Genomic DNA, 10,950 nt, shown 5'->3' on the forward strand with positions numbered 1-10,950 from the left:
GCCAACCGGCGAACACCGCGCGCCACGGCGGAAGCGGCGCCGCGGCATCGCCGCGGGCGAGCCGGGCGCCTGCGAGGGCCAGCATCACGCCACGCGCGGGAGGAGCGCCCTCACGGGTCGGCCATGACGCGCCGAGTTCACGCGCCCACGCGGCCCGGCCCGTTGCACCGGAACCGAGGCTCGTCGGGACGGCCGCGTCCGGGTGCCGGGCAAGCCGCGCGTGCAACCAACCGGCGGTGACCGCGCGCGCGTCCGTCGCCCCGCCCAGCAGCGCGCATTCGGCGTCCGCGATCGCCGCAGCCACGGGCGCGAGCGCCTCTCGGGCACTCGCGGCATCGCTGGGCGCGCCGCGGGTCGCGACGAGCGCCGCCAGCGACGACGCTACATCCCGCCACGGCGCAGGCTCGCGCTGCAGCACGCTGCCGAGTGGATGCCGCCGTCGGCCCTGTGCCCAGCCGGCGAGCTCATCTGCCCACCACACCAGCTTGGCCTCCCCCGGGCGCGCGTCGCCGCCGCCCCAGGCCGCTTCCTGCCACTCGAACTGCAGCGCCTCCCAGGCCTGGGCGCGGGCGTGGGTAGCCGCGGGTACGAAACCGCGCGCCAGCGGCCATTCGGGCCACGCGCCCTGCCACTTGGCGACGAACGCGGCAGGATCCCCGGCCGGGAACGCGTCCGAAGGCCCGTCCGTCACGGCATCCACCGCGCCGGATCGAGCATGTCGCGCGGCGAGTCCAGCAGGACGTCGCCCTGCCACCCCAGCGGATCGTCGCCATCGAGCCGGTAGCCCCACAGCGCGACGATCGAGCGCATGCCGGCTGCGCGCGCGGCCGCGATGTCGCGCTCGTCGTCGCCGACGTAGACGCAGTCGGCGGCCACCAGGCCCATGCGCTCGGCGGCGACGTGCAGCGGCAGCGGATCGGGCTTGCGCGCGGGCAGCGTGTCGCCACCGATCAGCACCGCGCACCGCTGCTGCCAGCCGAGCAGCGGCATCAGCGCAACCGCCAGCGATTCGGGCTTGTTGGTGACGATGCCCCACAGGCTGCCGGCAGCCTCGATCGCGGCGAGCAGCGTTTCCACGCCGTCGAACGGCCGGCCATGCAGGCCGAGCTCGCGCCGGTAGTGGTCGAGGAATTCCGGGATCCAAGCATCGCGCGTCGACGCGTCGACGTCGGGAAACGCAGCGCCGACCATCGCCCGCGCACCTTTCGAGACGTGCGGGCGCAGTTCGTCCAGCGCCATGGGCGCCGCGTTCCGCGCCATGCGCATCGCGTTGACGGCGGCGAGCATGTCGGGCGCGCTGTCGAGCAGCGTGCCGTCGAGGTCGAACAGCACGGCTTTCGGGAACCGGGCGTCGCTCATGCGGGCTTGCGCGCGCTGACGATGTAGTTGACGTCGGTCCGGCGCGACAGCCGGGCGCTGTTGGCGAGCGGCATGTACTTCAGCCCGCTGACGTCCTCGAGTTCGAGATGGGCGCCGCGCAGCCAGGCGCCGAGTTCCGCCGGACGCACGAAGTCGCGGTACTGGTGCGTGCCCTTCGGCAGCAGGCGCGCGACGTACTCCGCGCCCACGATGGCCAGTGCGAAGGCCGCCGGCGTGCGGTTGATGGTGGACACGAACAGCCGGCCGCCGGGCTTGAGCGCGTCGGCGCAGGCGCGGATTACCGCCTGCGGATCCGGCACGTGCTCGATCATCTCCATGCAGGTGACGGCGTCGAATGCGCCCGGCATGGCCGCCGCGACCTCCTCGACGGGCTGTACGCGGTAGTCGAGCGTGGCGCCGCTCTCCATGGCATGCAGGCGCGCGACCTTGACGAGTTCCGGCGCGAGGTCGAGCGCGGTGACGTCGGCACCGGCGAGCGCCATCGCCTCGCTCAGCAGGCCGGCGCCGCAACCGACATCGAGTACCTTGGCGCCCGCGAGCTGCACGCGGTCCGCGACGTATTTCAGCCGCACCGGATTCAGCGCATGCAGCGGCTTCTGCGGGCCCTGCGGATCCCACCAGCGCGCGGCCAGCGCGCCGAAGCGGTCGAGTTCGGACTGGCGGAAATTGCCGACGGTCTGCGTGGTCATTTCGGGGCCCGGATGTCGGCGATGCGCGAGCGCCACTGGCGCGCGTTCGCACGGATGGCGTCGAGGTCCATGTCGACGAGGATCCGGTCGCGCAATTTGGCGCGGCCGGCGATCCAGACGTCGGTCACCTGGTGGCGGCCGGTCGCGTACACGATCTGCGAGATCACGTGGTGCAGCGGCTGCGTCTCGATCTGGTCGAGGTCGATGCAGACGAGGTCGGCCTGCTTGCCCGCGCGGATCGAGCCGATGCTGGAGCCGAGGCCGAGCGTGACCGCGCCGCCGAGGGTGGCCGCGCGCAGCGCACTCGCCGCATCGAGCGCCGAGGCGTCGTCCGCGACCGCCTTGGCAAGCAGCGCGGCGGTGCGCGTTTCCCCGACCATGTCGAGGTCGTTGTTGCTCGCGCAGCCGTCGGTGCCGATGCCGAAGGTGACGCCCGCGCGCTGAAGCTTGCAGACCGGGCAGAAGCCCGACGCGAGCTTGAGGTTCGATTCCGGGCAATGCGCCACGCAGACGCCGCGTTCGGCGCAGAGCGCGATCTCGTCATCGGTGAGCTGCGTCATATGCACGGCGATGAGGCGGTCGGTAACCAACCCGAGGGCATCGAGGCGTGCGAGCGGGCGCACGCCGAACTGCGCGATCGAATCGCGGATCTCCTGCGCCGTCTCGTGCGTGTGCAGGTGGATGCGGACGTCGCGCTCGGCCGCGAAGTCGCGCACGCGGCCGAAGTTGGCGTCGCTGACGGTGTACGGCGCATGCGGGGCGATGGCGGTGCCGACGAGGTCGTCGCCCTGCCATGCCGCATGGACGTCCGCGGCCTTGCCGAAGTACTCGTCGGCGTCCTTCGCCCAGGCGGTCGGGAAGTCGATGACCGGCAGGCCGACCAGCGCCCGGAAGCCGTGCCGCTTGTACGTCTCGGCCTGCACGTCGGGGAAGAAATAGTTCTCGTTGGCGCACGTCGTGCCACCGCGCAGCATCTCGGCGATGGCGAGCGTCACGCCGTCGCGCACGAAATCGGGGCCGATCACCGCGCCTTCGACGGGCCAGATGTGGCCCTGCAGCCATTCCATCAGCGGCAGGTCGTCCGCGATGCCGCGCAGCAGCGTCATCGGATTGTGCGTATGCGAATTGACCAGGCCGGGGATCACCACCGAGCCCGGGCGCGAGACCACCTCGACGGGCTCGAAGCGCGCGCGCAGCTCGGCGGTCGGGCCGATCGCGACGATGCGGTCGCCCTGCACCGCCACCGCGTGGTCGGCCCAGACCGCGCCGTGCGGCTCCACCGGCACGACCCAACCGGCTTCGATCAAGACGTCGCACCGCTCGCTGGTCATTTCGCCCATCCGTCCACCTCGCCCTTCCGGTCCGGAAGCCTAGGCGCGGGCGCGTTACCGCCGCGCCAGCGGCTCCCGATACGACGAAGCCCGCGTCGGTGCGCGGGCTTCGACATGGTACCGACCGGTCGCCCGGTCGGCCGATGACTCACTTCACGCGGCTGACGTACTCGCCCGAGCGCGTGTCGACCTTGATCGTCTCGTCCTGGTTGACGAACAGCGGCACGCGCACGACGGCACCGGTCTCGAGCGTGGCCGGCTTGCCGCCGCCGCCCGAGGTGTCGCCACGGACGCCCGGATCGGTCTCGACGATCTTGAGCTCCACGAAGTTCGGCGGCTGCACCATGATCGGCGTGCCGTTCCAGAGGGTGACGACGCACTCCTCCTCGCCCTTCAGCCACTTCTCGGCGCCGCCCATGCCGGCCTTGTCGCCCTGCACCTGCTCGAACGATTCCGGGTTCATGAAGTGCCAGTACTCGCCGTCGGAGTAGAGGAACTGCATGTCGGTGTCGACGACATCGGCCACTTCCAGGCTGTCGGTCGCCTTCATCGTGAGCTCGACCACGCGGCCGTTCTTGATGTTGCGGTACTTGATGCGGGTGAAGGCCTGGCCCTTGCCCGGCTTGACGTACTCGGTCTCCGTGATGACGCACGGGTCGTTGTTGACCAGGATCTTCTGTCCGGTCTTGACGTCGTTCATGCCGAGGCTGGCCATGGGAAAAACTCCTGCGGGTGTGCGGGCCGGGCCGCGGGCGCCGGCTAGAATGGGCTCGAGCCGGGCCGTGACGGGCCGGCGGATCGATCGGATCAGCCCGCAATGATACCTGCTGCCCTCCCCCCGCCGCACCCGGCGGCGCCCGCGCGCTGGCAGGCGCTCTGGCGCGACGCCGTGCGCGATCCGCGCGAACTGCTGGCCCTGCTCGGGCTCGAATCGCGGGCGACGGGCATGTCCGAGGCCGCGGCGTCCACGTTCGCGATGCGCGTGCCGCGCGGCTTCGTCGCTCGCATGCGACGCGGCGATCCACACGACCCGCTGCTGCGCCAGGTGCTCCCGCTGAACGCCGAGCTGCGGCCGATGCCGGGCTTCGTGCCGGATGCCGTCGGCGACGGGCTCGCGCGCGCCGGGCAGGGCGTCATCCGCAAGTACCGCGGACGCGCGCTGCTGGTCGCCACGGGCAGCTGCGCGGTGAATTGCCGCTACTGCTTCCGGCGGCATTTTCCCTACGGCGACGAGACCGCCGCGGCCGGCGGCTGGGCCGAGGCACTCGCGCTCATCGAAGCCGATCCGGCGATCGACGAGGTGATCCTCTCCGGCGGCGATCCGTGGTCGCTGTCGACGCCCAAGCTCGCCGAGCTCACCGACGCCCTCGCGCGCATGCCGCACATCCGGCGCCTGCGCGTGCATACCCGGTTGCCGGTCGTCCTGCCCGAGCGCGTCGATGCCGACCTCGTCGCCTGGCTGTCGGCCCTGCCGTGGCCGGTCACCGTGGTGCTGCATGCGAACCATGCGAACGAATTCGACGCCGACGTCGATGCGGCGCTCGCGCGCCTTCGCGCCGCCGGGGCGACACTGCTCAACCAGGCCGTCCTCCTCCGGGGCGTCAACGACACGGTCGACGCGCTCGCCGACCTCTCGGAGCGCGGGTTCCGGGCCGGCGTGCTGCCCTATTACCTGCACCAGCTCGACCGCGTGGAGGGCGCCGCCCACTTCGAGGTTCCCGACGACGAGGCCCGCGCGCTCCACCGCGATCTGGCCGCGCGGCTCTCGGGCTACCTCGTGCCGCGGCTCGTGCGCGAGGTCGCCGGCGATCCGGGCAAGCGCCCGCTCTGAGGCGACCGGCGCCGGCTCAGGTTCCGCCTCGAGCGGTCGATACCGGGACACCGATCGCCATCCGTCCGCCGGTTTCGACCGTTCGGGGATGACGGCCGGCGCCCGGGCATGTCATAAAGGCGCGACCGCGAGGAGGTGGGAATGCAGTTCGGGAAAGATGCGGCGCTCCGGCTTCTGATCGTCGACGACAGCGTGGAGGCGGCCGAGGCCGTCGTGAGCGCGCTGCGCAATGCCGGCATCGCGGTGCGCCCGTCCCGGCCGGAGAACCTCGACGAGCTGGTCCACCAGATCGGCAACCAGTCCCCCGACCTCATCCTCGTCGCCCGCCAGGCCGGCCTCGTGCCCGCCACCTCGGTGCTGCAGCAGGTCGCGAGCAGCGGCAAGGACCTCCCGGTGCTGGTGCTCGTCGACGAGATCGACGAGGCCGGCGTGCTCGAGGCGATGGGCCTCGGCGCCCGCGGCGTGGTGCTCCGCCGCCGCAACGACCACCTCGTCAACATCGTGCAGACCGAGTGGTCCGACCTCGAGGCGCGGCGCGCCCTGCGCAAGCTCGAGTTCCAGGTCCGCGAGACCGAGCGCCGCTGCGACGCGCTGATCGAGTCCTCGCGCGACCCGATCGCCTATGTCCACGAAGGCATGCACATCCGGGCCAACTCGGCCTATCTCGAGATGTTCGGCTACGAGACGTTCGACGAGGTCGAGGGCATGTCGCTGCTCGACATGGTCGCGCCGTCGCACGTCGAGGCCTTCAAGGCGATCCTGAAGAAGCTGTCCAAGGGCGAGCCGCCGCCCCCGCGCGTTGAAGTCGAGGCGCGCACGCTGGAGGGCAACCAGTTCCCGGCGGTCATGGAATTCACGCCGGCCATGTACGAGGGCGAGCACTGCCTGCAGCTGGTGCTGCGGCGGCAGGAACTCGATCCCGACCTCGCCCGCGAGGTGGAGGAGCTGCGCCAGCGCGACCAGGCCACCGGCCTGCTCAACCGCCCGACGTTCCTTCGAGCGCTCGAGGACGCCGTCGCCGACGCGGCGCAGAACTCGACGCACCACGGCTTCCTGCTCATCGAGCCCGACTACTACGCGCGGCTGCTGCAGGACATCGGCCTCGACGCCGCGGACGACCTCGTCGCCGCCTGCGCACGCCGCCTGCGCGAGAGCGTCGCCGAGGACGTCGTGCTGGCCCGCTTCGGCGAGCACCAGTTCGCGGCGCTGGTCCGCGGTGCGAACCACGAGGTCACCCAGGCGCTCGCCGAGCAGGTGCGCAACGCGTTCGCCGAGCACGTCCTCGAAGTCGGCACGCGGTCGCTCAACGGCACCATCAGCATCGGCGGCGTGCAGATCGGCGAGAAGATCGCGAGCGTCACCGCGGTGCTCGCGCGTGCCACGCAGGGCGTGCAGTCGTCGATCGGCATGGGCGGCAACCGCTCGGAGATCTTCGACCCGGGCGCCGCCGACCGCGCCGAGGAAGAGCGCGTGCAGGCGTGGGTCAACCGCATCCGCGACGCGCTGGATTCCGACCGTTTCACCATGGCCTACCAGCCGCTGGTGAGCCTGCACGGTGAGCCCGGCGAGATCTACGAGGCCTACCTGCGCATGAAGGGCGACCAGGGCGAGCTCGTCGCCCCGCTCGCGTTCCTGCAGATCGCCGAGGAGAACGGGCTTCTGTGGGAGATCGACCGCTGGGTCGTCGGCCGTGCGCTGGAAGTCATCGGCGAGCGCATGCGCGGCGGCAAGCGCACGACGCTGCTGGTCAAGATCACGGAGAGCTCGCTGCAGGACGACAGCCTGCTCAAGCACATCGAGGAGCAGATCAGTCGGCACGGCGCCGACGGCAGCCTGCTCGTCGTGCAGTTGCCGGAGTCCAAGGTGTTCACGAACCTGCGCGCGGCGCAGGAGTTCCAGGCGCGCGCGGCGCGCTCGGGCGTGCGGGTGGGGCTCGAGCACTTCGGCGCCGGCCTCAACTCGTTCCAGCTGCTGGCGCACTTCGACGCGGACTTCCTGAAGATCGACCGCACGTTCATGGAGCAGCTGGGCACCAGCACGGAGCACCAGAAGCGCCTGCGCGAAATTACCGACAAGGCGCGTGCGCTGGGCAAGCGCACCATCGCCGAGCATGTCCGCGATGCGCAGAGCATGACGGTGCTGTTCGGCGCGGGCGTCGACTACGCCCAGGGCTTCTTCCTCGCCGGCGTGAGCACGGCGATGGACTACGAATTCGGCTGACTCCGCTGGCGCCCGGCAAAGAAAAGCCCGCCATCGGCGGGCTTTTTTCGTTGCGTCGTCGGGCTCAGGCGACCACGTGCGCCGACGGATTCTGCGACGGGAGCCGGCGCAGCGCCTCGATGCGCTCGGTGAGCGGCGGATGCGTCATGAACAGCCGGCGGAGCCCGTGCGCGACGCCGCCGCTGATGCCGAAGGCCTGCACCTGCTTCGGCAGCGTCGTCTCGCCGTACGAGCGCGACAGCTTCTCGAGCGCACGGATCATCTTGTCGCGGCCGGCCAGCTGCGCGCCACCCGCGTCGGCGCGGAATTCGCGGTAGCGCGAGAACCACATCGCGATGACGCTTGCGAACAGGCCGAACACGAGGTCGAGCACCATGACCGTCGCGAAGTAACCGAGCCCGCCCGACCCTTCGCGGTTGTTGCCGCCGAGCCAGCCGTCCACGAGCCGGCCCACCACGCGCGCGAGCACGATCACGAACGTGTTGAGCACGCCCTGCACCAGCATCATGGTGACCATGTCGCCGTTCGCGACATGGCTGACCTCGTGGCCGAGCACCGCTTCCGCCTCGTCGCGGTCGAGGTTGCGCAGCAGGCCGGTGGACACCGCGACGAGCGCATCGTTGCGGCTCGGGCCGGTCGCGAAGGCGTTGATCTCCGGCGCGTCGTACACGGCGACCTCGGGCATCGCGATGCCGGCGGCCTGCGCCTGGCGGCGCACGGTCTCGACGAGCCAGCGCTCGCCCTCGTTGCGCGGCTGCTCGATGACCTGTGCGCCGGTGCTGCGCTTGGCCATCCATTTGGACATCATGAGCGAGATGAACGAGCCGCCGAAGCCGAACAGCGTCGCCATCACCAGCAGCCCGCCCGACGTCTGCGGGTCGATGCCGAGCAGGCGCATGACGATGCCCAGCAGCACCAGCACGGCGAGGTTGGTGGCGAGGAACAGGGAAATTCGCTTGAACATGGCGGTCCGCACGTCGGGGTTCGGGTGTCCCGTCGAACGTGGCGCGCGCACGGCCGCTTTTCAAGGCCGCGGCGGGGCGCGGCGCAGCCGCGCTTCAGCCGCGTGAGTCCGGGATCGGGCTACCGCGGGCGCTTTGCGCCCTCCCCCACCGGCGACCTCCACGCCGGCTCGCTGCTCGCGGCGCTCGGCAGCTGGCTTTACGCGCGCCGCGCCGGCGGCCATTGGCTGGTCCGCGTCGAGGACGTGGACCGGCCGCGCGAAGTCCCGGGTGCGGCGGACCGCCAGCTCACCGCCCTGCAGGCGCTGGGCCTGACGGCGGACGAGCCGGTCGTGCGCCAGCGCGACCGCGAGGCGCTGTATCGCGACGCGCTCGAAGACCTCGTCGACCGCGGGCTGGCGTTTCCCTGCTGGTGCAGCCGCGCCGACCTCGCCGCGACCGGCGGCGTGCACCGTGCCTGCGTACGCGCTCCCGAGGCGTTTCGCCCGCCCGCCGTGCGGCTGCGCGTGCCGGACGGCAGCCGCGTCCGTTTCGACGACGACCTGCTCGGGCCGCAGGTCGAGGACGTGGACACGGCCGTGGGCGACGTCGTGCTCTACCGCGCGGACGGCCTCTGGGCCTACCAGCTCGCGGTCGTCGTCGACGACGCGGCGCAGGGCGTGACGCACGTGGTCCGCGGCGCGGACCTGCTCGACTCGACCGCGCGACAGATCCTGCTGCAGCGTGCGTTGGGGCTGCCGACGCCGGGCTATGCCCACCTGCCGCTCGTGCTCGATGCCGCCGGCCGCAAGCTGTCGAAGTCCGAGGGCGACGCGGCGGTGGACCCCCGCGACCCGCTCGCCGCGCTGGGCCGCGCCTGGGGCGCACTCGGGCAGCCGACATTACCGATCTCGGGTTCCATGACGCCGGCCGAATGGCTGCGCGAGGCCGTCGCGGCCTTCGACCCCGCGCGTATTCCGCGCATTGCCACATCGCCCTAGGCGTTCATGCCTAGAATCGTCGCGTGGCGCATGTCGCGCCGAGGGAGCAGCCCATGCAGAGTCGCGTAGCACTGGTCACCGGCGGCACCGGTGGCATCGGTACGTCCATCATCGAACGCCTGGCCGCGATGGGTCATCGCGTGGCGACGAACTACCGCGACGAAATGAAGGCGCGCGCCTGGCAGGCGCGGATGCGCGAGCGCGGCACCGAGGTGCACCTCGTCAAGGCCGACGTGGCCGATCCGGAGCAGTGCGAAGCGATGGTGCGCGACGTCGAACAGGCCCTCGGCGCGGTCGACATCCTGGTGAACAACGCCGGCATCACCCGCGACACCACGTTCCACCGCATGACCGCGCAGCAGTGGAACGAGGTCATCGCGACGAACCTCGGCTCGGTCTTCAACGTGACGCGCCCGGTGATCGAGGGCATGCGCGACCGCAAGTGGGGCCGCATCATCCAGATCAGCTCGATCAACGGCCAGAAGGGCCAGTACGGCCAGGCGAACTACGCGGCGTCGAAGGCCGGCATGCACGGCTTCACCATCTCGCTCGCGCAGGAGAATGCGAAGTTCGGCATTACCGTGAACACGGTCTCGCCCGGCTACATCGGCACCGACATGGTGATGGCGGTGCCCGAGGAGGTCCGCAACAAGATCATCCAGCAGATCCCGACCGGCCGCCTCGGCAGCCCGGAGGAGATCGCCTACGCGGTGTCCTTCTTCATTCCCGACCAGGCCGCGTGGATCACCGGCGCGAACCTCGCGGTCAACGGCGGCCAGTACATGGGCTGGTAGCCGCCGCGCTGAAGCGGTCAGCCCGCCGGCTGGCCGCTCGCGGGGCCCGGTTGCGTGGCGTTGCGCACTGCGTCATTCTCGGGACATCCCGTTTCCGGTCTTCCGCAGATGCCTTCCCGCGTCATCAAGAAGTATCCGAACCGTCGGCTCTACGACACCGAGATCTCGAGCTACATCACGATCGAGGACGTTCGCCAGCTCATCATCGACGGCGAGGAGTTCGAGGTACGGGATGCCCGGTCGGGCGACGACCTGACGCGCCAGGTACTCCTGCAGATCATCGCGGAGCACGAGCAGGACGGCGAGCCGCTGCTGTCGACGCAGCTGCTCAGCCAGATCATCCGGTTCTACGGCGACTCGATGCAGGGCTTCATGGCCAGCTACCTCGAGAAGTCGATGCAGCTCTTCCTCGACCAGCAGCAGCAGTTCCGCACGCAGATGGGCGGCCTGCTGGGCCAGACGCCGTGGACGCTGATGAACCAGCTGACCGAGCGCAACCTGCAGATGTGGAAGGACTTCCAGCACAACCTCTCGGGCACGATGGGCACGCCCACCGCCCGCAAGGGCGAACCGCAGAAGTAGCGGTCGCCCCGGCCGGACGCCTCAGCGCGCCGGCGTCGAGCAATATTTCTTGTAGAAGGCTTCCGCCTGCGGCATCAGCTGCTGCAGGTGTTGCATGCGGTTCGCCGGATCCGGATGCGTCGAGGCGAACTCGGGCGGTCGCTGGCCCCCGCCGAGCTGCGCCATCCGCTGCCACAGCGGG

11 protein-coding genes are annotated in these 10,950 nt (G+C 70.8%); 5 read left to right on the forward strand and 6 right to left on the reverse strand.

Features of this window, described 5'->3' with window-relative positions; translation table 11 throughout:
• The 5 genes from ACY35P_RS13485 to efp all read right to left on the reverse strand — a co-directional run.
• Positions 1-700: phytoene/squalene synthase family protein (locus ACY35P_RS13485; protein WP_462116358.1), on the reverse strand; the 700-nt coding region annotated here is incomplete at its 3' end.
• Entirely contained in the window at positions 688-1,359 is a 672-nt protein-coding gene (locus tag ACY35P_RS13490; RefSeq protein WP_462116359.1) for a phosphoglycolate phosphatase, read from the reverse strand. The genes ACY35P_RS13490 and ACY35P_RS13485, both read right to left, overlap by 13 nt.
• Positions 1,356-2,069 (reverse strand): bifunctional 2-polyprenyl-6-hydroxyphenol methylase/3-demethylubiquinol 3-O-methyltransferase UbiG, encoded by a 714-nt coding sequence (gene ubiG, locus ACY35P_RS13495; protein WP_462116360.1) that lies wholly within the window; start codon positions 2,067-2,069, stop codon positions 1,356-1,358. Before ubiG ends, ACY35P_RS13490 begins: the two co-directional genes overlap by 4 nt.
• On the reverse strand, positions 2,066-3,400 hold the full coding sequence (locus ACY35P_RS13500) for a TRZ/ATZ family hydrolase (RefSeq protein ID WP_462116361.1): 1,335 nt from the start codon (positions 3,398-3,400) through the stop codon (positions 2,066-2,068). The genes ubiG and ACY35P_RS13500 overlap by 4 nt, the downstream gene beginning before the upstream one ends.
• Before the next feature lie 148 nt (positions 3,401-3,548).
• Entirely contained in the window at positions 3,549-4,115 is a 567-nt protein-coding gene (gene efp / locus ACY35P_RS13505; RefSeq protein WP_462116362.1) for an elongation factor P, read from the reverse strand.
• Positions 4,116-4,217: 102 nt separating this feature from the next.
• Here efp and epmB point away from each other — a divergent pair, with 102 nt between their 5' ends.
• Together epmB and ACY35P_RS13515 are read left to right on the forward strand one after the other, a co-directional pair.
• A complete protein-coding gene (epmB, locus tag ACY35P_RS13510; RefSeq protein ID WP_462116363.1) occupies positions 4,218-5,231 on the forward strand; it encodes an EF-P beta-lysylation protein EpmB in 1,014 nt (337 codons plus the stop codon).
• 141 nt (positions 5,232-5,372) lie between these two features.
• Positions 5,373-7,451, forward strand: a complete 2,079-nt coding sequence (locus ACY35P_RS13515) for an EAL domain-containing response regulator (protein WP_462116364.1) — start codon at positions 5,373-5,375, stop codon at positions 7,449-7,451.
• 64 nt (positions 7,452-7,515) lie between these two features.
• Here the strand turns inward: ACY35P_RS13515 and htpX are convergent, their stop codons facing one another.
• A complete protein-coding gene (gene htpX / locus ACY35P_RS13520; RefSeq protein WP_462116365.1) occupies positions 7,516-8,415 on the reverse strand; it encodes a protease HtpX in 900 nt (299 codons plus the stop codon).
• Positions 8,416-8,517: 102 nt separating this feature from the next.
• On the opposite strand from htpX, the gene gluQRS reads away from it, so the two are divergent.
• The 3 genes from gluQRS (at position 8,518) to phaR (ending at position 10,769) form a co-directional block, all read left to right on the forward strand.
• Positions 8,518-9,393 carry a tRNA glutamyl-Q(34) synthetase GluQRS gene (gluQRS, locus tag ACY35P_RS13525; protein WP_462116366.1) on the forward strand — a complete coding sequence of 292 codons (876 nt, stop codon included), beginning with the start codon at positions 8,518-8,520 and terminating at the stop codon, positions 9,391-9,393.
• Between the two features lie 53 nt (positions 9,394-9,446).
• The gene (gene phbB / locus ACY35P_RS13530; RefSeq protein ID WP_462116367.1) at positions 9,447-10,187 is read left to right on the forward strand and encodes an acetoacetyl-CoA reductase; all 741 of its coding nucleotides are present in this window, start codon (positions 9,447-9,449) and stop codon (positions 10,185-10,187) included.
• Positions 10,188-10,295: 108 nt separating this feature from the next.
• The gene (phaR, locus tag ACY35P_RS13535; protein WP_462116368.1) at positions 10,296-10,769 is read left to right on the forward strand and encodes a polyhydroxyalkanoate synthesis repressor PhaR; all 474 of its coding nucleotides are present in this window, start codon (positions 10,296-10,298) and stop codon (positions 10,767-10,769) included.
• Positions 10,770-10,950: the final 181 nt, after the last annotated feature.

The sequence above is a fragment of the Lysobacter xanthus genome (assembly GCF_047159895.1).

What these genes read in the sequence shown, in the direction of transcription:
- phaR (WP_462116368.1), top strand. Translation starts at nt 10,296, where the DNA reads ATGCCTTCCCGCGTCATCAAGAAGTATCCGAACCGTCGGCTCTACGAC.
- htpX (WP_462116365.1), bottom strand. Translation starts at nt 8,415, where the DNA reads ATGTTCAAGCGAATTTCCCTGTTCCTCGCCACCAACCTCGCCGTGCTG.
- ACY35P_RS13500 (WP_462116361.1), bottom strand. Translation starts at nt 3,400, where the DNA reads ATGACCAGCGAGCGGTGCGACGTCTTGATCGAAGCCGGTTGGGTCGTG.
- phbB (WP_462116367.1), top strand. Translation starts at nt 9,447, where the DNA reads ATGCAGAGTCGCGTAGCACTGGTCACCGGCGGCACCGGTGGCATCGGT.
- ubiG (WP_462116360.1), bottom strand. Translation starts at nt 2,069, where the DNA reads ATGACCACGCAGACCGTCGGCAATTTCCGCCAGTCCGAACTCGACCGC.
- efp (WP_462116362.1), bottom strand. Translation starts at nt 4,115, where the DNA reads ATGGCCAGCCTCGGCATGAACGACGTCAAGACCGGACAGAAGATCCTG.
- ACY35P_RS13490 (WP_462116359.1), bottom strand. Translation starts at nt 1,359, where the DNA reads ATGAGCGACGCCCGGTTCCCGAAAGCCGTGCTGTTCGACCTCGACGGC.
- ACY35P_RS13515 (WP_462116364.1), top strand. Translation starts at nt 5,373, where the DNA reads ATGCAGTTCGGGAAAGATGCGGCGCTCCGGCTTCTGATCGTCGACGAC.
- epmB (WP_462116363.1), top strand. Translation starts at nt 4,218, where the DNA reads ATGATACCTGCTGCCCTCCCCCCGCCGCACCCGGCGGCGCCCGCGCGC.